The sequence below is a fragment of the Streptomyces sp. NPDC001852 genome (assembly GCF_042891825.1).
GTDB lineage: Bacteria > Actinomycetota > Actinomycetes > Streptomycetales > Streptomycetaceae > Streptomyces.
In genome coordinates, this window is sequence record NZ_JBIATN010000001.1 from 499,956 (window position 1) to 520,069 (window position 20,114).

Genomic DNA, 20,114 nt, shown 5'->3' on the forward strand with positions numbered 1-20,114 from the left:
CGGTCCACCGGCCACCCCTGTTCCGTCAGGCCAGGCCTCCGGCTGGAACACTCCGGAGCGGACGGTGCCGCCGCCTGGGCGGTTCGACCCGTCAGGTTCCGGCCGTCCTGCGCTCGAACACCAGGTCCCGTGCCGTGTCCAGAGCCGTGGCCACCGCGCCGAGCAGCACCGCGTCCTCGCCGAGCCGGCTCGGTGCGATCCGCGGCCGCAGCGGGGTGAGGGTGCGCACCTGCTCCTGGACCGGGCGCAGCAGCAGGTCGACGCTGTGGCCGACGCCACCGCCGAGCACCACCAGATCCGGGTCGAGCACGGCGGCGGCCGCCGCGACGGTGTGCGCGATCCGCTCACCCTCCAGCTCCACGGCCCGCAGCGCGGCCGGATCGCCCTGCCGGGCCGCGTCGAAGACCGCCTTCGCCGTGAGCTGCCCGCTCATCCCGAACTCCCGGGCGGCCTCCACCACGGCCACCCCGGACACCGCGTCCTCCAGCCGCTCCGGCTTCTGCCGGCCCGGCCAGGGCAGGAAGCCGATCTCGCCGGCCAGCCCGTGCGCCCCCGTGAACAGCCGTCCCTCGCTGACGACCCCCATGCCCAGTCCGGTGCCGATCAGGATGTACGCGAAGAGCCGGCTGCCGGTGCCGACGCCGTACGTGTACTCGCCGAGCGCCGCCAGGTTGGCGTCGTTGTGCACCTCCAGCGGTACGCCCACTTCCTTGCGCATCCGGTCGACGAGCCCCGCGCGCCCCCAGCCCGGCAGATGCATCGCGTACCGCACCCGGCGCTGCTTCTCGTCGTAGACGCCGGGCGTGCCGACCACCCCGTGCACCACCTCGGCCGGGTCCACGCCCGAGTCGCCGATCACCTGCCGGGCGGTGTTCACGACCAGGTCGGCCAGTGCGGCGGAGGCGCGGGCTCGGTTGCGTACGTCGGCCCGGGCGACGACGGTGCCGTCCAGGTCGACCACCGCGACCCGCAGCCAGCCGCGCCCGATGTCCACGCCGAGCGCGTGTCCGGCGGCGGGATCAGGTGCGTACAGCACCGCCGTGCGCCCGCGCTCCGGGGCGTGGGTGCCGACCTCGTGCACCAGGCCGGCCGACTCCAGGGAGGCCAGTGCGCTGGAGACCGTCGGCTTCGACAAGCCGGTCTCCCGGGCCAGTTGGGCGCGCGATGCCGCACCGAGGGCGCGCAGCCGGTCCAGCAGCAGCCGCTCGTTGGTGCTGCGCAGCCGGCGGCGGCTCCAGGGCTGTTCCTGCTGCTCTTCGGCGTCACTGACGGTCATCGGGCCATTCTCAGGTATTTCCGGCGCATACTTGACGCCTCTAGTAAGGCTCCTTAACTTTATCGGCCAGTCAGCCCACCGGGTGCCGTCGAGGACGCCCGTCCCGTCAGGAGTCCCCATGTCCGGTAGCCCTCCGCCCACGGGCGGTTTCGTCCGCCGCGTCGGCCTGTTCCAGGCCACGGCCATCAACATGAGCCAGATGTGCGGCATCGGCCCGTTCGTCACGATCCCGCTGATGGTCACCGCGTTCGGCGGCCCGCAGGCGGTCATCGGCTTCGTCGCGGGCGCCGTCCTCGCGCTGTGCGACGGACTGGTCTGGGCCGAGCTGGGCGCCTCGATGCCCGGCTCCGGCGGCAGTTACGTCTATCTGCGCCAGGCCTTCCAGTACCGCACGGGCCGGCTCATGCCGTTCCTGTTCGTGTGGACGGCGATGCTCTTCATCCCGCTGATCATGTCCACGGGCGTGGTCGGCTTCGTCCAGTACCTGGGCTATCTGGTCCCGGACCTCGGGCAGACGGCGGGCGATCTGATCGGCCTCGGCATCATCGCCCTGGTGGTGCTCCTGCTCTGGCGCGGCATCGAGCACATCGCCCGGATCACCGCCGTGATGTGGACGGTGATGATCGCCTCGGTGCTGCTGGTGATCGTCGCCGCGGCCTCCGACTTCAGCCCGCACCTGGCCTTCACCTACCCGGCGGGCGCCTTCGACCTGACGAGCAACCACTTCTGGCTCGGCTTCGCCGCAGGCCTGACCATCGGCATCTACGACTACCTCGGCTACAACACCACCGCGTACATGGGCGCCGAGATCAAGGACCCGGGCCGTGTCCTGCCGCGCTCGATCCTCTTCTCCATCCTCGGCATCATGGCGATCTACCTGCTCCTGCAGATCGGCACCCTCGGCGTCGTCGACTGGCGCCGGATGACCGACCCGCACGACATCGCCTCCACCTCGGTCGCCTCGGCGGTGCTGGAGAGGACCTGGGGCAGGGGCGCCGCCGACACGGTGACCGTGCTGATCCTGATCACGGCCTTCGCCTCGGTCTTCACCGGCCTGCTCGGCGGTTCCCGGGTGCCCTACGACGCCGCCCGCGAGCGCGTCTTCTTCCGGCCGTACGGGAAGCTCCACCCGAAGCACCGCTTCCCGATGCTGGGCCTCGCGACCATGGGAGTGATCACGGCCGTCGGCTTCCTGATCGGCCGGCACACCGACCTCGCCACCCTCATCCAGCTCCTGACCACGGTGATGGTGATCGTCCAGGCGCTGGCCCAGATCGTGGCCCTCACCGTGCTGCGGCGGCGGCAGCCGGGCCTGCGCCGCCCGTACCGGATGTGGCTGTACCCGCTGCCGAGCATCGTCGCGTTCGCCGGCTGGTGCGTGATCTACGGCTACGCCGACAAGAACTCCCCGGGCCGCCACCCCATCGAATGGTCCCTGGCCTGGCTGGCCCTCGGCTGCGTGGCCTTCGTCGTCTGGGCCCGGCTGGAGAGGGTGTGGCCGTTCGGGCGGAAGGAGATCAGCGAGGAGTACCTGGCCGGTACGGACCCGGACGTGGCCCCTGTGGGCTGACCAACAGGCCTGTGACGGGCTATGGTTACGGCAGTCTTCACACGCCTCCCCGGCCCGGACCCGAGTCCGCCGGGGAGGCTTTCGTTCATGACCGAAACCGTTCTTCCCGATGTCACCGTCCGCTCCGCGACCGCCGAGGACCGGCCCACCGTGGAGCGGCTGTGGCTGATGTTCCGCCATGACCTGTCCGCCTTCCGGGGCGACCTGCCCGCCCCCGACGGCACCTTCCGCAGCGAGTGGGTGGAGAGCGCCTTCACCCGGCCCGGCTGGGCGGCCTATCTGTTCGAGTGCGGCACCCGCCCGGTCGGCTTCGCGTTCGTGCGCGGACTCGACGGTCCGGTGCGGGTGCTGAACAGCTTCTTCGTGGTGTGCGGGGCGCGGCGCAGGCGCGTCGGGCTTCGAGCCGTGCGGGCGGTGCTCACCCGGCATCCCGGCCCGTGGGAGATTGCCCATCAGCACGACAATCCGGCCGCCGTGGCCTTCTGGCCCCAGGTCGCCGAGGACGTCGCCGGGGACGCCTGGACGCGGGAGCTCCGGCCGGTGCCCGAGCGGCCCGAACTGCCCCCGGACGTGTGGCTGTCCTTCCGTGTCGGGGCGGCCGGGCCCGGCCACGGCACGGCGCGCTGACCTCACGAGGAGGCGCCTGCTTGACATGCAAGTAATTGCCTGCATAACGTTGTGTGTGCGATCGGACGACGACACCGGGATGGACCAGGTCTTCAAGGCCCTGGCCGACGACACGCGCAGGCGTCTGCTGGACCGGCTCCACGAGAACAACGGCCAGAGCCTGGGTGAGCTGTGCGAGCGCATCGCCATGACGCGCCAGTCGGTCACCCAGCATCTGGCGGTCCTGGAGGCCGCCAACCTGATCAGCACGGTGCGGCGGGGGCGGGAGAAGCTGCACTACCTCAATCCCGTACCGCTCCACGAGATCCAGGAGCGGTGGATCGACAAGTTCGAGCGCCCGCGCCTCGCCGCGCTCGGCGACTTGAAGCGACGAGCCGAGGAAGCCATGACCGACAAGCCGAGTTTCGTGTACGTCACCTACATCGCGAGCACCCCCGAGAAGGTGTGGGAGGCGCTCACCGACGCCGGCCTCACGGCCGCCTACTGGGGCCACCGCAACGAGTCCGACTGGCGGCCCGGCTCCCGCTGGGCGCATGTGCGCACCGACGGCTCCGGCATCGCCGACGTCGTCGGCAGGGTCGTGGAGAGCGAGCCGCCCACCCGGCTGGTGACCACCTGGGCCGCGCCCGACGACGAGAGCCGGGAGGACCGCCACTCGCGCGTCACCTTCGAGATCCAGCCGTACGAGGACATCGTCCGGCTGACCGTCGTCCACGAGGACCTCAAGGACGAGGGCGAGCGCTCGGACGTAGCCACCGGCTGGCCGGCCGTGCTGTCCAATCTCAAGTCGCTGCTGGAGACCGGCCGGACACTGCCGCAGGAGCCCTGGCTGGTGCCGGGCCGCTGAGCGGACGCGGACGCGGCGGGAGGCCGGCCCGCCTCGCGGACCGGCCTCCCGCCCACCGGTTCCTCTTGGTGTCCTTTCCTCGCGTCTCCCTTACGGCCTGGGGGTGCTCCGCGCCGCCGTACCGGCACAGACCAGGCCGAGTACGAGCGCCAGTGCGCCGATGATGACGTTGTTGATGATCACTCCCCTGTCCGGGCCGCTGCCCACGATCCAGGGAGCGATGATCATCCAGATGCCCATGGCGCACATGGCCCAGCTGAGGCCGTACATCCGCTCGGGGGCCCGGGTGAATCCCAGTGCCAGCAGACCTATCGCGATGCCCACGATCAGGTTGTGGGTCATCAACGCGGGCTGGCTCGTCGTGTAGTGCACTATCCACGGCGATGCGGCGCAGTAGAGCCCGAGCAGGAAGACCGGGCCGTCCACGAGTGCCACATCACGACCACCGAGCATACGGGCGTAGCGTTCCCGCATTTCGGAGACATCGGGGTGGGCTGATATGTCACCCCTGTGCAGGTTGGCCATGACTCGTCTCCTTTGACTTTGCAGGCCAGACTGCGTCTGGTGCGCTGTGCGGTTACCACCGCATACACCCAGTTTGCTCTTATTTTTTCTTTATGTGTAGCCCCGTGGCGCCACCGTCAGTTCCCGTGCCCGGCGCACGAACCCCTCGTGCAGGTCGCGGGCCGCCCGCGGCACCGACTCCGCGCGTCGGCGCTGAAGCATCAACAGCACCCGGGTGGTCTCGCCGGCGATCGGCCGGCAGGTGATCGTGCCGGCGCGCTCCAGCGGATCCCCGACGACACTGAAGTCCGGCAGCACGGTCACACCGAGCCCCTCGGCGACCATCAGCTTGCCCATCTCCGCACCGTCGGTCGAGTACGAGAACGCCGGCGCACGGCCGGAAAGGAGCCGGTGCACATAGCGGTGCATCACATAGCCAGTGCGCATTGCGATCAGCGGCACGGCCAGCAGGTCCTCGGCGCCGACCGCGGACAGCGAGGCGAGCGGGCTGTCCGGGCGCAGGCACACCACCGGCCGACCGTTCAGCAGTTCCGTGGACTCCATGCCGGCGGGTACGTCGTCGCCGTCCAGATGGTTGACCAGTCCCAGGTCGAACCCGCCCTCGACGAGCCCGCGCTGGATCTCCGTCTGCTGTGCGCCCACCACCTCGACCTGGGTGACCGGATGCGCGGACCGGAACTCCCGCAGCACGGGAATGAGCAGCGGCACGGTCGCCGCGTTGACCGTGCCGACGCGCACCATGCGGCTGATGCGGTGCTGCTCGCCGGCCGCCGCCCGCAGCCGGTCCACCGCCTCCAGCACGCTCACGATGTGCGGCAGCAGCTCCCGGCCGGCCGCGCTCATCGTGGCCCCCGACCGTTTGCGCTCCAGCAGGCCGACGCCGAGTTCCCGCTCCAGATTGCGCACGGTCTCGCTCAACGCGGGCTGGGACAGGCGCAGTTCGTCGGCCGCCCGGCGCAGCGAGCCGAGCCGGGTCACGGCCGCTATGTATTCCAGCTGTTCGGTCCGCACCGCCGCAGAATGCGTGCGGGCAAGGCACCGGTTCAAGGGTTTTCCTGTCACACCTTCGTGAAATTCAACGGTCCGGGATGCGAGACCGGTCGGGTTTTCCTTGACGGCCCTCACCGGTGGCTGCCACGATCGACGGCATGACGATGCGACTGGACCTCACGCGGCGACGCCATGTCGACCTCGCGCGCGTCTCCAGCGCCTCCTGTTGCGCCGCGGCCTGATCCCCCGACTCTTCCCGTCGATTCGCCGCTCTTCGCTCCCCCTCCGGCACCGCCCGAATTCCCGGCCCATTCCCGCGCACGGAATTCGGCATGCCCGGAAAACGTCACCGAGCAATTCCGCACCAGGAGTTCCGCATGCCCGCAGCGCCCGTGAAATTCGCCTACTGGGTCCCCAACGTCAGCGGGGGACTCGTCACCAGCACGATCGAACAACGCACCGACTGGGGATACGACTACAACCGCGAACTCGCCGTCCTCGCCGAGAACAACGGGTTCGAGTACGCCCTCAGCCAGGTCCGCTACATGGCCAGCTACGGCGCCGAGTACCAGCACGAGTCGACCAGCTTCAGCCTCGCCCTGCTGCTCGCCACCCAGCGCCTGAAGGTCATCGCCGCCGTCCACCCCGGACTGTGGCACCCCGGCGTCCTCGCCAAACTGGGCGCCACCGCCGACCACCTGTCGAGCGGCCGTTTCGCCGTCAACGTCGTGTCCGGCTGGTTCAAGGGCGAGTTCACCGCGCTCGGCGAGCCCTGGCTGGAGCACGACGAACGCTACCGCCGCTCCGAGGAGTTCATCACCGCCCTGCGCAAGATCTGGACCGAGGACCACGCCGAACTCGCCGGTGACTTCTACCGGTTGCGGGACTTCTCCCTCAAGCCCAAGCCCCTGAACACCCCCGAACGCCCGCACCCGGAGATCTTCCAGGGCGGCAACTCCACCGCCGCCCGGCGGATGGCCGGCCGGGTCTCCGACTGGTACTTCTCCAACGGCAAGGACTTCGACGGCGTCGTCGAACAGATCGCGGACGTCCGTGCAGCCGCCGCCGAAGCGGGCCGCACGGCACCGAAGTTCGGCCTCAACGGCTTCCTCATCGCCCGGGACACCGAGGCCGAGGCCCGCGAGACGCTGCGCGAGATCGTCGCCAAGGCCGACACCGAGGCGGTCGAGGGGTTCGGCGCGGCCGTGCGGCAGGCGGGGCAGTCCACGGCCGACAAGAAGGGCATGTGGCAGGACTCCTCCTTCGAGGACCTGGTCCAGTACAACGACGGCTTCCGCACGGGGCTCATCGGCACACCGGAGCAGATCGCCGAACGCGTCGTCGCCTACAAGAAGCTCGGCGTCGATCTCCTCCTGCTCGGCTTCCTGCACTACCACGAGGAGGTCGAGTTCTTCGGCAAGCGGGTGCTGCCCCTCGTACGGGAGCTGGAAGCACAACTCCCCGACGCCGACCCCGAATCGGTCCCGGCCCACGCCTGACCTGCCCCCGCCCTGACCGATGTCCTCTCCGGTCGCCCGCCCGCCGTACGGGCGCCCGGCGCACCCCAGAAACGAGGCACCCATGGCCACCGTCCTGTCCGTCTCCGGCAGCCCCTCCGCCTCCTCGCGCACCGGCCGCCTGCTGCGCCACCTGGACCAGCGGCTGATCGCCCAGGGCCACGAGGTGATCCCGCTCGACGTCCGCACCATCCCCGCCGAGGCCCTGCTCGGCGCCGACTTCCGGCACCCGGCCATCGCCCGGGCCACCGAGCTGTTCGCCCGTGCCGACGGCGTCCTGATCGGCACACCCATCTACAAGGCGTCGTACTCCGGTGTCCTCAAAGCGCTCCTCGACCTGCTCCCGCAGTACGCGCTCACCGGCAAGACCGTGCTGCCACTGGCCACCGGCGGCTCCACCGCCCACGTCCTCGCCATCGACTACGCGCTGCGCCCGGTGCTGAACTCCATGGGTGCCGCCCACATCGTCCAGGGCTGGTTCACCCTCGACAAGGACATCACGGTGAGCGAGGACGGCTCGGTGACCGTCGCCCCGCCCACCGCCGAGGCGCTGGGGCACGTGGTGGACCAGTTCTCCGCCGCCCTCGACCGCACCCCGGTGCTGGCGGCGGCGAGCTGACCGCCATGGCCGCACATGTCATCGCCGACGACGCCGAAGCGCTCGCCGTCGCCGAGGCCCTGGCCGCCGAGTTCACCGCCGGGGCAGCCGAGCGGGACGCACAGCGGCGGCTGCCCCGGGCGGAGGTGGACCGGCTGTCCGCCTCCGGGCTGCTCGCCGTGACCGTGCCCGCCGAGCACGGCGGCGCCGACGTACGGGCCGCGACCCTGGCGGAGATCTTCCGGCTGCTCGGCTCGGCCGACGGCAGCCTCGCCCAGATCCCGCAGAGCCACTTCGTCTACGTGAACGTGATCCGCCGTCAGGGGACCGAGGAGCAGCGGAAGTTCTTCTTCGCCGAGCTGCTGGCCGGCCGTCGGTTCGGCAACGCCCAGTCCGAGGCCGGCACCCGGCACGTCCAGGACATCCGCACCCGCCTGGAGCCGCGGCCCGACGGGTCGTACCTGCTGACCGGCGTCAAGCACTACTGCACCGGAGCGCTGTTCGCCGACTGGATCCCGGTCCTGGCCCGCGCCGAGGACGACAACCTGCATGTCGCGTACGTCCCCGGGGACGCCCCCGGGGTGACCGTGGTCGACGACTGGGACGGCATGGGTCAGCGGACGACGGCCAGCGGCACCGTCCGTCTGGACGCCGTGTCCGTGCCCGCCGACCGGGTGCTGCCGCATCACCTCACCTTCCAGGGGCCCCAACTGCACGGTGCCGTCGCCCAGTTGCTGCACGCGGCCATCGACGCCGGCATCGCCGGGGGAGCGCTCGCTCAGGCGGCGGAGTTCGTCCGCACCAGGAGCCGGCCCTGGTTCGAGAGCGGGACCGAGTCCGCCGCCGAGGACCCGCTCCTGATCCAGCGCTTCGGTGAACTCGCCCTGCAGGTGCGGACGGCAGAAGCCCTGCTGAAGGAGGCCGCCCGCACGGTCGACGCGGCCCGCGACCACCTCACCGACGACTCGGCGGCCGAGGCGTCCATCGCGGTGGCCGCCGCCAAGGTGCGGGCGGCCGAGGCCGCGGTGGAGGTGGCGAGCGCCCTGTTCGAAGTGGCCGGCACCCGCTCGGCCCTTGACTCCCTCAATCTGCACCGGCACTGGCGCGACGCCCGCACCCACAGCCTGCACGACCCGGCCCGCTGGAAGGTCCAGCACATCGGCCGGTACGTGCTCAGCGGAACCCGGCCGCCCCGGCACGGTCTGCTCTGACGGACACTCGCGAACGGAGACCCCACGTGTCCCTCACCTTCCACTGGTTCCTGCCCACCAACGGCGACAGCCGCCACGTCGTCGGCGGTGGCCACGGCACCCCGGCCACCGCCTCCGGCCGGGACCGGCCCCCGACGGTCGCCTACCTGAGCCAGATCGCCCGGGCCGCCGAGGACCTCGGTTTCGCGGGCGCGCTCACCCCGACCGGCGCCTGGTGCGAGGACGCGTGGCTGACCACGGCCATGGTGAGCCAGAACTCCGAGCGGCTGAAGTTCCTCGTCGCCTTCCGGCCCGGCTTCGTCTCACCGACGCTCGCCGCCCAGATGGCCTCCACCTTCCAGCGGCAGACCGGCGGACGGCTGCTGCTGAACGTGGTCACCGGAGGCGAGAGCCACGAGCAGCGGGCCTACGGCGACTTCCTCGACAAGGACGCCAGGTACCGTCGTACCGGAGAATTCCTGCACGTCGTACGCCAGTTGTGGGACGGCAAGAGCGTCGACCTGCACGGGGAGCACCTGCGGGTCGAGGACGCCAGGCTCAGCCGGGTGCCCGATCCGGTGCCCGAAGTCTACTTCGGTGGCTCCTCACCGGCCGCGGGTCAGGTCGCGGCCCGGTACGCGGACGTGTACCTGACCTGGGGCGAGCCGCCCGCCCAGGTCGCCGAGAAGATCGCCTGGATCCGCAGCCTGGCCGCGGAGCACGGCCGTACCCTGCGCTTCGGGATCCGGCTGCACGTCATCACCCGCGACAGCTCGGCGCAGGCCTGGGCGGAGGCCGATCGGCTGGTCGACGGCTTCGACCCCGAGACGGTCCGGGCCGTACAGGCCGGGCTCGCCCGCAGCGAGTCGGAAGGGCAGCAGCGCATGCTCGCCCTGCACGGCGGCAGCCGGGAGAGCCTGGAGATCCACCCCAACCTGTGGGCCGGGATCGGCCTGGTGCGCGGCGGTGCGGGCACCGCCCTGGTCGGCAGCCATGACGAGGTCGCCGAGCGGATCGAGGAGTACGCCGCCCTGGGCATCGAGGAGTTCGTACTGTCCGGCTATCCGCACCTGGAGGAGGCGTACTGGTTCGGGGAGGGCGTGCTGCCCCGGCTCGCCGCGCGGGGACGGTGGACGCATCCCGGCGGCCGGGCGGCGGCTCCCGCGGCCCAGGTTCCGTTCACGGGCTGACCAACCGGCCCTGGCAGACTGCCTGTTCATGACGCGAGAACCGAACGAGGTCGCCGGGGCCGTCACCTGGGGACTGCTGGCCGCTTGGGCCGTGCACGACACCGAGGAAGTGATCACGGTGCCCCGCTGGGTGCGCACCCAGGTGCCGGAGCTGCGCAGGAGGTTCCCCCGGGTGCCGGAGACGGTGTGGCGGCGGCTGGAGTCGGTGGACGCGCGGGAGTTCGGCACCGCCGTCGCCGCGATGGCGGTGCTGCTGGCCGCTGCCGCCGCCGACGGCCACCGGACCGGGGGCCGGTCCGCCGTCTACCAGACCGCGCTCAACGCCTTCGGCCTGCACGGTCTGGTCCATCTGGCCCAGGCGGCGGCGGTGCGCGGCTACACACCGGGCTCGGCGACCACGCCGCTCGTGGTCCTGCCGTTCACCGTGTGGGCCCGCGGCCGGCTGCGCCGCTCCGGAGTGCTGCGCCCCACCCGGCCACGCGACGTGACCCAGGGCCTCGCCTTCGCCGCGGCGGCCACGGTCGTCACCCACGCACTGGCCCAGGGCGTACCACGACGGCGATGAAGGCCGGCGTGCCGGGCCGGCCGCACGGTGCCTCACACACCTCCCAGCGCCCGCAGCTGCGCCGCCCGGGTCTCGGCCGTCTGCCCCTGCACCAGCAGGAACAGTGCCTCCCGGGCGAGGCGCTGGGCGCGGCTGGTCAGGGCCATCGCGCGGCCGCCCCCGGCCACCACCGCCGCCGTGGTGGCCGTACGCAGCACCTCGTACGCCTCCGCGCGCACCGCCAGCCGTTCCGCGACCCGCTCCAGCGGTTCCGGATGATCGGCCAGGGCGTAGGCCCGGCCGCGGACGTCGGCGAGCCGGGCCGTGAGCGGGGCCGCCGTCTGCGCGTCCAGCAGGGACAGGGCGGCCTCGGTGACGCCGAACACCGCGGGGCCCGCGTTCAGCGTCCTTGCCCGGTCCCGCGGCGCCAGCCGCTCGTACGGCATCCGCAGTGCCACCGACTCCTCGGGCAGCCACAGTCCGGTCAGCTCCAGTGACACCGTGCGCGCGGCGGTGAGCGCCGCGAGGCGCAGCGGCTGCGAGGCCCGCAGCCCCGGCTGGTCGCGTGCCTCGGCGAACGCGAGCAGCGCCTCGCCCGCGTCGGTCACCCCGGCGAGCAGCATCACGTCGTTCAGGCCCCACCCGGTGTACCAGGGCACGGTCCCGTCGAAGCGCCAGCCGCCGCCCTCCCGGCGGACGCGCACCGGGACGCGCGGATACGACCGCAGATGCGCGTACGCCACCCCGGACATCAGCTCCCCCCGCGACAGCGGGCCCAACAGCCGCTCGCGGACCGGGAGTTCGCTCTGTGCCAGGATCTGCACGGGCGTGTGGTGCTGGGTCTGCACGAACCACGTCGAACAGCACGCTCCGGCCAGGATCTCCGCGATCCGGCGGACCACGTCCGGCGGCGCGCCCGAGCCGCCGTACGCGACCGGAGCGCCCGCCCCGAGCAGCCCCGCCCGCTTCACCGCCTCGATGTGGCTCGTCGGCACGCCCTCCTGGTCCACCCGCTCGGCCTCGGGGATCAGCAGGTCCGTGGCGAGCCGCTGGGCGCGGTCGAGGAGCGGGTGCGCGGTGGTGGCTGTCATACCGGGGATTCTTCCGAAGATTTCTTGCGGCGCCGTGTCGATCCGGGGACCGGCCGTTCGTGTAGGAGGTGTCCCGCATCCGAGAGACCCTGAAGTCACCAGGAGGAAGACATGAAGCACTACCTGCTCAGCGTGGTCCAGCCGACCGGCGTGACCCCGCCCGCCCCCGACGCGCTTGCCGCGATCATGCGCGACGTCAAGGCGTTCAACGACGAGCTGCGCGCCGCCGGAGCCTGGGTGTTCTCCGGGGGGCTGCACGGCCCGGAGACCGCCACCATGCTCCGTCCCGAGGGCGGCGACGTGCTCATCACCGACGGCCCCTACGCCGAGGGCAAGGAGTACCTGGGCGGACTCTGCCTGATCCGCGCCGCCGACCTGGACGAGGCCCTGGAGTGGGGCCGAAAGGCCGCCCTGGCGACCACCCTGCCCATCGAGGTACGGCCCTTCGTGGACCAGCACTGACCCGATCGCGCCGGGATCACCTCGCGGCCCGGACGAGGCGGCCGCGAGGTGCACCGGGGTGGGGCGGGGAGGAGGACTCCCTCCGGGCTCATGCCAGCCGCTCGTCCTTGATCGCCAGCTGCTGGTCTCCGCGCCGGTAGTCCACGGTGCGGATGCCGAGTGCGTCCTTCAGCTGTCGGGCGGGGACGACCTGGGGAGTGGGGGCGGGTGCCCGCCCCGGCTCGGGCAGCGGATAGGCGGTGGTGGTGGCGGAGTGGAAGGTGATGTTGCCCTCCGTCTTGGTGAACAGCTGGTGGACGTGCCCGTTGAGACAGGTGACCGAGGAGAAGCGGCGCAGGAGCGCGATCACCTTCAACGCGTCGTCCGTGCTCCAGCCCCACTTCGGGTACATGGCGAACAGCGGGATGTGGCTGAAGACCACGACGGGGGTGTCCGACGGCAGACCCGCGAGGTCCCTGCGGACGAAGTCGATCTGCGCGGTGCCCAGGTGACCGAGCTTCTCCAGGCTGAGGGTGTTGACCAGGGCGACGAAGTGCACCCCGTGGGTGTCGAAGCTGTACCAGCCGTCGCCGAGTGTGCCCTTGCCGAAGGTCTGCCGGTAGGCGCGGCCCGCGTCGCCGATGGAGTCGTGCTCGCCCGGCACGGTGAAGACACGGTCCGTCCGCAGCCCGGTCATCATCTGCCTGACCTGGTCGAACTGCCCCGCCGTCGACAGGTGTGTCAGATCGCCGCTGTGCATGACGAAGTCGGGTCGGAAGCCGAGCCCGTTGACCTGGTGGATCGCTTCGGTGAACGAGCCGACCACGTCCGTGTTGGCTGGGCCCTGGAAGCCGATGTGACTGTCGGAGATCTGTACGAACCGCAGCGCGCCGCCCGGTGCCGTGGCGGCCTCGGCGGTGCCGTCCCGGGCGCCCGCGACATGGCTGATCACCTCTCCGCCGGCCACGGTGAGCACGACGGCGCCGCCGAACCATCCGGCGTGCCGCAGGAGTTGCCGCCGGCTCATGCCGTGTTCGGAAGGTTCTTCGGCGTCGTCGAGCGGTGCCGGGCCGTGATGGTCGTCGTAGGCGGTCATGAGGTCACCTCCACGGTGCCGGTCATGAACGGATGGATGGTGCAGACGTAGGCGTAGGTGCCGGGCCGGGTGAACGTGTGGGTGTAGGTGCCGTGCGTGGCGAGGGCGGGCGAGCGCAGCGGGCCGCCCGGGCCGGCGCTGGTGACGGTGTGGGCGTCGGTGTCCTGGTTGGTCCAGGTCACCGTCGTGCCCGCCCTGACCTTCAGCGTGGCCGGGGAGAACGCGAAGTTCTTGATCGTCACGGCGTCCGCGGACACGGGCGCCGCGACCGCGCTCCTGCTCGGAGACGTCATCGGCATGGTCATGCCGGGCATCGCCGAGGCGCCGGGCATCCCGGCCAGCTGATGCTGACCCTGGCCGGGAGTGAGGGAAGCGCTGTCCGGGGAGCGGGGCGACTGGCCGCACGCGCTCAGGAGGCCCAGCGCACCGGCGGTGGCGACGGCCAGCCCGGCCGCACAGCGCGTTCGGCGGCCCACAGGGCGGAAGTTGACGTACATGATGTTCCATCCCCACTGATCGGGTGATGCCGTCCGCGACGGCTCATGCCTGGTTCCACGGGCGGCGGTGGCGAGCGGTTCGGTGGTTCCGCGGCTTTTCGTCGTCTTTCTCATGAGTTATGGGGTATGACACGACAAACAGATACATATGCGTGATGATCGGCTTATGCCATGGAGTGCTCGAAAACGTGGTGAGGCGGCCGATCCGAATCGCTCCGGGCGCCGTGTCTCGGGTAACGGGACCATTTCGACCACGGACGAGGAACTGCTCCGGGCTCTGTACGCCGAGCACGCAGGCCCCCTCTTCCACTACGTACTGCGACTGACGTCAGGAGACCGGCAGTGGGCCGAGGATGTCGTGCAGGAGACGCTGCTGCGGGCATGGCAGCACCCCGCCGCGTTCGAACCGGCACGCGGTCCGGCGCGGGCCTGGCTGTGCACGGTCGCCCGGCGCCTGGTCATCGACGCGCACCGGGCCCGGCAGGCGAGGCCGGCGGAGGTGGGCGGCGAGGCCCTGGAGCGGGCCGCGGAGCAGACGCCGGGCGAGGACGGGATCGAGCGGGCGTTGCAGAGCTGGGCGGTGGCCGAGGCCGTCCGGACGCTGTCCCCGGACCATCGTGCCGTCCTGCTGGAGACGTACTACCGGGGCCGGACCGTGGCAGAGGCCGCTCAGGTGCTGGGCATCCCGCCGGGCACCGTCAAGTCGCGGACGTACTACGCCCTGCACGCGCTCCGGCTGGCACTGCGGGAACGGGGCATCGGGCCATGACCACGGCGTGGAGGAGGTACCGGCCATGAACGCGGACCACGACGACCTCCGGCTGGCGCTGGGCGGATATGTCCTGGGCGTACTGTCCCCGGCGGAGACCGAACGGGTGCGTGCGCACCTCGCGGAATGCGACGCGTGCCGGGCGGAACACGCCGAGCTGGCCGGACTTCCGGCGCTGCTCGCGACGGTCACCGCGGCGGAGGTCGAGGGGCGGCCCGTACCCGTCGGTGACGAGGACGCGGCCGACCGGCTGGTGCGGCGGGCGGCGGAGAGTGCCGGGGGCTCGCCCGAGGCCCCGCCCGGCACCCCCGCGGCGCCCCGGGCTGCCGGGGCGGGCCTGCTCGACCGGATGCTCCAGCAGGCCGCTGCCCGGCGCCGCAGGACCTGGCGGCGGCAACTGGCCACTGCGGCCGCCTCCTTGACGCTGGTCGCCGGGGCGGCGGCCGGCGGCACCTGGCTGGCGCTCGGCGGATCCGTGGCCGGCCAGGCGACGCGGCCCGCACCGGTCACGCCGGCACCGTCGCGCATCTTCTCGGGGAGCGACTCCACCACCGGCGTCACCGCCTCGGTGCGGGTCTCGCCCTCGGCGTGGGGCAGCGTGCTGCAGGTCTCCGCCCATGGGGCGCCCGCGGGCATCACCTGCCGGTTGCAGGCGGTCGGGCCGGGTGGAACCAGGGCGGACGCCGCCACCTGGCGGGCGGGCGCGTATCCCGCCGGCACGACGATCCCCGGTGCGGTCCCGATGACCCCGGCGGCCATCGAGCACTTCGAGATCGTCGCGGGCAACGGCCAGAAGCTGGTCACGATCCGGGCGTGACGCGAGAAGTTGCACAAAAGGTGCGAACAGCTCGAACCATATGCGCTTGTCGTCCGTAGAACTGAATGAGTGCTCACATACGGGTTCCTACGCAGAAGAGCCAGAAGACCATGTTCGTGACCGATTCCGACCGTGCCGGCTCACTCCCCGCACGGTCCTGCCACCACCAGGCGATGCTCACCCTGCCCGCGCAGGAGGCGCATGTCCCCGCCGCCCGTCATCTCGCGGCGGAGCTGCTGGAGTGCTGGCGCGTTCCCGAGAGCGAGCGGGACTCCGCCGTCCTCATCGTCGACGAACTCGCCGCCAACGCCGCCCAGTACGGCCGCGAACGCATGACGCTGCTGCTCGTCCTCGACGGCGGCACCCTGCAGATCGTGGTCAGTGACTCCGGAACGGCGGTCGAGCGCGTGCGCCACGACGTCGCCCCGGACGAGCACGGCCGCGGCACCGGCATCGTCGACTCCCTCGCGCAGTCGACCGAGGTCCACCAGACGTGCGGCGGCCGGGAGGTCCGCGCCTGTCTGCGGTGTCCGGCATGATCGAGCCCGGACGCTTCCGACGGCCGGCCACGGCAGTACCGCTGCCGCCCACCGGGCCGCACCCCACCCCACGGCCGGCGTCGTCCGGGGCGCGGCATGATCGGACAGAAGGGCACGGGCGCCCATGCCGGACACCGTCGACGTCGAGGCCGTCTTCCGCGCCGAGTACGGGCGCGCGGTCTCCGTCCTCGTCCGCCTCCTCGGCGACATCGACCTCGCCGAGGAGGCGGTGCAGGACGCCTTCACCACCGCCGTGCGCAACTGGCCGGAGACCGGCGTGCCGCCGAGCCCGGCCGGCTGGATCATCACCACCGCGCGCAACCGGGCCATCGACCGGCTGCGCCGCGAGTCCTCCCGCGGCGCCCGGCACGCCGAGGCCGCCCGGCTGTACGCGCCGCACCTGCTCACGCCCGACCCGTGCCCGTCCGGCACGGCGGCCGAGGAGGGGCCCGTACAGGACGACCGGCTCCGCCTGATCTTCACCTGCTGCCACCCCGCGCTGGCCCTCCGGAGCCGGGTCGCCCTCACCCTGCGTCTGCTCGGTGGGCTGAGCACCGCCCAGATCGCCCGCGCCTTCCTGGTGCCGGAGCCGACCCTCGCACAGCGCCTGGTGCGGGCCAAGGCCAAGATCCGCGACGCGGGCATCCCGTACCGCGTACCCGGTGACACCGACCTGCCCGAGCGGCTCGGCGGCGTCCTCGCGGTCGTCTATCTGATCTTCAACGAGGGCTACACCGGCGACCCCGCCCTGGGCGCGGAGGCCCTCCGCCTCGGCCGGCTGCTCGCCGCGCTGATGCCGGACGAGCCCGAGGCGACCGGCCTGCTCGCACTGATGCTGCTGGCCGAGTCCCGGCGGCCGGCCCGGCAGGGCGCGGACGGCGTCCTCGTCCCGCTGCCCGAGCAGGACCGCACCCTGTGGGACCGTGAGCTCATCGCCGAGGGCCAGGACCTGGTCCGCCACTGCCTGCTCCGAAACCGACCGGGTCCGTACCAGATCCAGGCCGCGATCAACGCCGTGCACAGCGACGCGCCCACCGCCGAGGCCACCGACTGGCACCAGATCCTGCGCCTGTACGACCAGCTCATGGCCGTGGCGCCGTCCCCGGTCGTCGCCCTGAACCGGGCGGTCGCCGTGGGGGAGACGGCGGGGCCGGACGCCGCGCTGGACCTGGTCGACGCCCTCGGCCTCGACCGCTACCACGTGCTGCACGCCGTCCGCGCCGACCTGCTGCGCCGCCTGGGCCGCACCGCCGAGGCGGCCGTGGAGTACGGCCTGGCCGCCGAACTGGCCGGGAGCGAGGCGGAACGGGCCTACCTGGAGCGGCGCCGTCGGGAGACCCACCCCCGGGCGACGTGACCCGCGTCACCCCGACCGGTCGGAATGAACTTGAGGATCTGAAAGGTTGGCAAATACATCCACCGACCAGGCTCGGGCCCGAAGCCGCCCGTGCACCACCAGCGAGGCACCCGTGAACCACTCCGCCATCGAGCAGCCCGCCGACATCGTGGCCCGGCTGCGCGCCACCTACGCCACCGGCCGCACCAAGCCCGTCGAGTGGCGCACCGGCCAGCTGCGCCGGCTGCGCGCCCTGCTCACGGAGCGCGGCGCCGACCTCGCCGCCGCCCTCCACGCCGACCTCGGCAAGAGCAGCACCGAGGCGTACCGCACCGAGATCGACTTCACCGTCCGGGAGATCGACCACACCCTCGGCCACATCGAGGAGTGGCTGCGCCCGGAGCCCGCGCCGGTCCCGGCCCACCTCGGCGCCGACGCGACGGCCTGGACCCAGTACGACCCCCTCGGCGTCGTCCTCGTCATCGCCCCCTGGAACTACCCGGCGCAGCTGCTGCTCGCCCCCATGGTCGGCGCCCTGGCCGCCGGCAACGCGGTCGTCGCCAAGCCGAGCGAACTGGCCCCGGCGACCTCGGCCGCCCTCGCCGAGCTGATCCCCGCCTATCTGGACACCGACGCCGTCGCCGTGGTCGAGGGCGGTGTCCCGGAGACCACGGCCCTGCTGGCCGAGCGCTTCGACCACATCTTCTACACCGGCAACGGCACCGTCGGCCGGATCGTGATGCGCGCCGCCGCCGAGCACCTCACCCCGGTCACCCTCGAACTGGGCGGCAAGTCCCCGGTGTTCGTGGACGGTGACGCCGACGTCGACGCGGTCGCGGACCGGCTCGCCCGCGGCAAGTTCCTCAACGCCGGCCAGACCTGTGTCGCCCCGGACTACGTCCTGACCGACCCGGAGACCGCCGTCGCCCTGGAGGCCGCGCTGGTGCGCGCGGTGGAGACGCTGTACGGCGCCGACCCGGCGACTTCGCCCGAGTACGGCCGGATCATCAACGAGCGGCACTTCGACCGGCTCCTCGGCCTGCTCGGCTCCGGTCGGGCCGCGGTCGGCGGCGAGAGCGACCGCGACACCAAGTACATCGCGCCGACCGTCCTCGCGGGCGTCGACCCGAAGTCGCCCGTGATGCAGGAGGAGATCTTCGGCCCGATCCTGCCGATCGTCACCGTGTCCGGCCTCGACGAGGCGATCGCCTTCATCAACGACCGCGACAAGCCGCTCGCGCTGTACGTCTTCACCGAGTCCGGGAGGACCCGCGCCCGCATCGCCGCCGAAACCTCCTCCGGCGGCCTCGGGTACGGCCTCCCGCTGGCCCACCTCACCGTCTCGGACCTGCCGTTCGGCGGGGTGGGGGAGAGCGGCATGGGCAGCTACCACGGCCGGTACTCCATCGAGACGTTCAGCCACCGCAAGGCGGTCCTGGAGAAGCCGCTGAGCTGAATTCGCTTGCGCGGCAGGACTGATGTGCGAGACTCCGCCGAATGACCGCTGACCCGATCACCGCGGATGCCTCCGGCACCTTCAAGCTCCGCGACCTGCCCGTCCACCGCATCGGCTTCGGAGCCATGCGGCTGACGGGCAGCGCCGCGTTCCACCTCGGTACGCCCAGCGACCGCGCACGTTCCCTGGCGGTGCTGCGACGCGCCGTGGAACTGGGCGTGAACCACATCGACACCGCCGCCTTCTACTTCTCCGCCACGCGCTCCGCCAACGAACTGATCAACACCGCCCTCGCCCCGTACGCCGACGACCTGGTCATCGCCACCAAGGTCGGCCCCTTCCGGGACTACTACGGCGAGTGGGGCAACGCGGCGCGCCCCGACCAGCTGCGCGGGCACGTGGAGGAGAACCTGCGCCAGCTCGGGCGCGACCACCTCGACATCGTCAACTTCCGTCGGCAGGGCCAGGATTCGATCGCCGAGCACTTCGGAGCGCTCGCCGAACTGCGCGAGGCCGGGCTGATCCGCCACCTGGGCGTCTCCGGTGTCGGACCAGGCCACCTCGCCGAGGCGCTGGAGATCGCCCCGGTGGTGTGCGTGCAGAACCGGTACGCCCTGGACCGACCCGACCCCGTCGACGACGAGATGCTGCGCCTCTGCGGCGAACACGGCATCGCGTTCGTGCCGTTCTACGCGGTCGCGGGCGAGGCCGGACCGCAGGCGGCGGCCGACGCGCACGACGACACCGTCCGCGACATCGCCCGCGCCCACGGCGTGAGCCCGGCGCAGATCCGCATCGCCTGGACCCTGCACCAGGGCCCGCACGTCCTCGCCATCCCCGGCACCGGCAACCCCGATCACCTCGCCGAGAACGTCGCGGCGGGCGCGCTGCGCCTCACGACGGACGAACTGACCCGACTGGACGCCCTCCACACCCCCACGAGCTGACGCACTCGGGCCGCCGGTGGAGGTCTCAGGCGTCGCCGTCCCTGGTCCGGGGGGAGGCTCCACCTGCTTCCGTGGGGCCCCTGGTCCGGGGGGCGGCGGCCCCGGTCGCACCCCCGGCCCCGGCGGCCCCTGAGGCCCGGTCCCGGTCAGTGCGGCCCGCGGTCGCAGCCCGGACCTCTGTCCCTCGACGGCTGCCCCGTGCGAGTGCCCTCCCATAATGAGTGCGGGGCACAGCCGTACATAGGCTCGAT

Annotated in this window: 22 protein-coding genes; 16 read left to right on the forward strand and 6 right to left on the reverse strand. The window is 72.0% G+C overall.

Annotation, left to right across the window (positions count from 1 at the left end):
• Positions 1-91 precede the first annotated feature (91 nt).
• Entirely contained in the window at positions 92-1,276 is a 1,185-nt protein-coding gene (locus tag ACFYZB_RS02180) for an ROK family protein (RefSeq protein WP_388753252.1), read from the reverse strand.
• Positions 1,277-1,394: 118 nt separating this feature from the next.
• Here ACFYZB_RS02180 and ACFYZB_RS02185 point away from each other — a divergent pair, with 118 nt between their 5' ends.
• The 3 genes from ACFYZB_RS02185 to ACFYZB_RS02195 all read left to right on the forward strand — a co-directional run bounded on the left by ACFYZB_RS02185 (position 1,395) and on the right by ACFYZB_RS02195 (position 4,320).
• Positions 1,395-2,846 carry an APC family permease gene (locus ACFYZB_RS02185; RefSeq protein ID WP_388753254.1) on the forward strand — a complete coding sequence of 484 codons (1,452 nt, stop codon included), beginning with the start codon at positions 1,395-1,397 and terminating at the stop codon, positions 2,844-2,846.
• A gap of 87 nt (positions 2,847-2,933) precedes the next feature.
• A complete protein-coding gene (locus ACFYZB_RS02190; RefSeq protein ID WP_388753256.1) occupies positions 2,934-3,473 on the forward strand; it encodes a GNAT family N-acetyltransferase in 540 nt (179 codons plus the stop codon).
• A gap of 79 nt (positions 3,474-3,552) precedes the next feature.
• The gene (locus ACFYZB_RS02195; RefSeq protein WP_388753486.1) at positions 3,553-4,320 is read left to right on the forward strand and encodes an ArsR/SmtB family transcription factor; all 768 of its coding nucleotides are present in this window, start codon (positions 3,553-3,555) and stop codon (positions 4,318-4,320) included.
• A 90-nt stretch (positions 4,321-4,410) separates the two neighbouring features.
• Here ACFYZB_RS02195 and ACFYZB_RS02200 read toward each other — a convergent pair whose 3' ends face one another.
• Both ACFYZB_RS02200 and ACFYZB_RS02205 read right to left on the reverse strand, forming a co-directional pair.
• A complete protein-coding gene (locus ACFYZB_RS02200) occupies positions 4,411-4,845 on the reverse strand; it encodes an SPW repeat protein (protein ID WP_351208825.1) in 435 nt (144 codons plus the stop codon).
• A 90-nt stretch (positions 4,846-4,935) separates the two neighbouring features.
• The gene (locus ACFYZB_RS02205; protein WP_388753259.1) at positions 4,936-5,856 is read right to left on the reverse strand and encodes a LysR family transcriptional regulator; all 921 of its coding nucleotides are present in this window, start codon (positions 5,854-5,856) and stop codon (positions 4,936-4,938) included.
• A 143-nt stretch (positions 5,857-5,999) separates the two neighbouring features.
• Between ACFYZB_RS02205 and ACFYZB_RS02210 the strand changes: the two genes are divergently transcribed.
• The 6 genes from ACFYZB_RS02210 to ACFYZB_RS02235 all read left to right on the forward strand — a co-directional run bounded on the left by ACFYZB_RS02210 (position 6,000) and on the right by ACFYZB_RS02235 (position 10,895).
• Entirely contained in the window at positions 6,000-6,077 is a 78-nt protein-coding gene (locus ACFYZB_RS02210) for a putative leader peptide (protein WP_350786652.1), read from the forward strand.
• 135 nt (positions 6,078-6,212) lie between these two features.
• On the forward strand, positions 6,213-7,334 hold the full coding sequence (gene sfnG / locus ACFYZB_RS02215; RefSeq protein ID WP_388753261.1) for a dimethylsulfone monooxygenase SfnG: 1,122 nt from the start codon (positions 6,213-6,215) through the stop codon (positions 7,332-7,334).
• An 82-nt stretch (positions 7,335-7,416) separates the two neighbouring features.
• Positions 7,417-7,971 (forward strand): NADPH-dependent FMN reductase, encoded by a 555-nt coding sequence (ssuE, locus tag ACFYZB_RS02220; protein ID WP_388753264.1) that lies wholly within the window; start codon positions 7,417-7,419, stop codon positions 7,969-7,971.
• Positions 7,972-7,976: 5 nt separating this feature from the next.
• The gene (locus ACFYZB_RS02225; RefSeq protein WP_388753267.1) at positions 7,977-9,161 is read left to right on the forward strand and encodes an SfnB family sulfur acquisition oxidoreductase; all 1,185 of its coding nucleotides are present in this window, start codon (positions 7,977-7,979) and stop codon (positions 9,159-9,161) included.
• 26 nt (positions 9,162-9,187) lie between these two features.
• Entirely contained in the window at positions 9,188-10,330 is a 1,143-nt protein-coding gene (locus ACFYZB_RS02230; RefSeq protein WP_388753271.1) for an LLM class flavin-dependent oxidoreductase, read from the forward strand.
• Between the two features lie 28 nt (positions 10,331-10,358).
• The gene (locus tag ACFYZB_RS02235; protein WP_351208831.1) at positions 10,359-10,895 is read left to right on the forward strand and encodes an HXXEE domain-containing protein; all 537 of its coding nucleotides are present in this window, start codon (positions 10,359-10,361) and stop codon (positions 10,893-10,895) included.
• Between the two features lie 32 nt (positions 10,896-10,927).
• On the opposite strand, the gene ACFYZB_RS02240 is transcribed toward ACFYZB_RS02235, so the two are convergent.
• Positions 10,928-11,965: an acyl-CoA dehydrogenase family protein gene (locus ACFYZB_RS02240; RefSeq protein ID WP_388753274.1), complete on the reverse strand. Its 1,038-nt coding sequence runs from the start codon at positions 11,963-11,965 to the stop codon at positions 10,928-10,930.
• 111 nt (positions 11,966-12,076) lie between these two features.
• Between ACFYZB_RS02240 and ACFYZB_RS02245 the strand changes: the two genes are divergently transcribed.
• Positions 12,077-12,427 (forward strand): YciI family protein, encoded by a 351-nt coding sequence (locus ACFYZB_RS02245; RefSeq protein WP_388753277.1) that lies wholly within the window; start codon positions 12,077-12,079, stop codon positions 12,425-12,427.
• A gap of 88 nt (positions 12,428-12,515) precedes the next feature.
• Here the strand turns inward: ACFYZB_RS02245 and ACFYZB_RS02250 are convergent, their stop codons facing one another.
• Together ACFYZB_RS02250 and ACFYZB_RS02255 are read right to left on the reverse strand one after the other, a co-directional pair.
• Positions 12,516-13,502 carry a metallophosphoesterase gene (locus tag ACFYZB_RS02250; protein ID WP_388753279.1) on the reverse strand — a complete coding sequence of 329 codons (987 nt, stop codon included), beginning with the start codon at positions 13,500-13,502 and terminating at the stop codon, positions 12,516-12,518.
• Positions 13,499-13,999: a cupredoxin family copper-binding protein gene (locus ACFYZB_RS02255; protein ID WP_388753281.1), complete on the reverse strand. Its 501-nt coding sequence runs from the start codon at positions 13,997-13,999 to the stop codon at positions 13,499-13,501. The genes ACFYZB_RS02250 and ACFYZB_RS02255 overlap by 4 nt, the downstream gene beginning before the upstream one ends.
• A gap of 148 nt (positions 14,000-14,147) precedes the next feature.
• Here ACFYZB_RS02255 and ACFYZB_RS02260 point away from each other — a divergent pair, with 148 nt between their 5' ends.
• From ACFYZB_RS02260 to ACFYZB_RS02285, 6 genes are all read left to right on the forward strand, one after another.
• Entirely contained in the window at positions 14,148-14,768 is a 621-nt protein-coding gene (locus tag ACFYZB_RS02260; protein WP_388753283.1) for a sigma-70 family RNA polymerase sigma factor, read from the forward strand.
• A 25-nt stretch (positions 14,769-14,793) separates the two neighbouring features.
• On the forward strand, positions 14,794-15,585 hold the full coding sequence (locus ACFYZB_RS02265) for a zf-HC2 domain-containing protein (protein ID WP_388753286.1): 792 nt from the start codon (positions 14,794-14,796) through the stop codon (positions 15,583-15,585).
• A gap of 116 nt (positions 15,586-15,701) precedes the next feature.
• On the forward strand, positions 15,702-16,124 hold the full coding sequence (locus ACFYZB_RS02270) for an ATP-binding protein (RefSeq protein WP_351208838.1): 423 nt from the start codon (positions 15,702-15,704) through the stop codon (positions 16,122-16,124).
• A 124-nt stretch (positions 16,125-16,248) separates the two neighbouring features.
• Positions 16,249-17,481: an RNA polymerase sigma factor gene (locus ACFYZB_RS02275; RefSeq protein WP_388753289.1), complete on the forward strand. Its 1,233-nt coding sequence runs from the start codon at positions 16,249-16,251 to the stop codon at positions 17,479-17,481.
• Positions 17,482-17,593: 112 nt separating this feature from the next.
• The gene (locus ACFYZB_RS02280) at positions 17,594-18,916 is read left to right on the forward strand and encodes an aldehyde dehydrogenase family protein (protein ID WP_388753292.1); all 1,323 of its coding nucleotides are present in this window, start codon (positions 17,594-17,596) and stop codon (positions 18,914-18,916) included.
• A gap of 41 nt (positions 18,917-18,957) precedes the next feature.
• Positions 18,958-19,863, forward strand: a complete 906-nt coding sequence (locus ACFYZB_RS02285; protein ID WP_388753293.1) for an aldo/keto reductase — start codon at positions 18,958-18,960, stop codon at positions 19,861-19,863.
• The last annotated feature ends 251 nt before the right edge of the window (positions 19,864-20,114 follow it).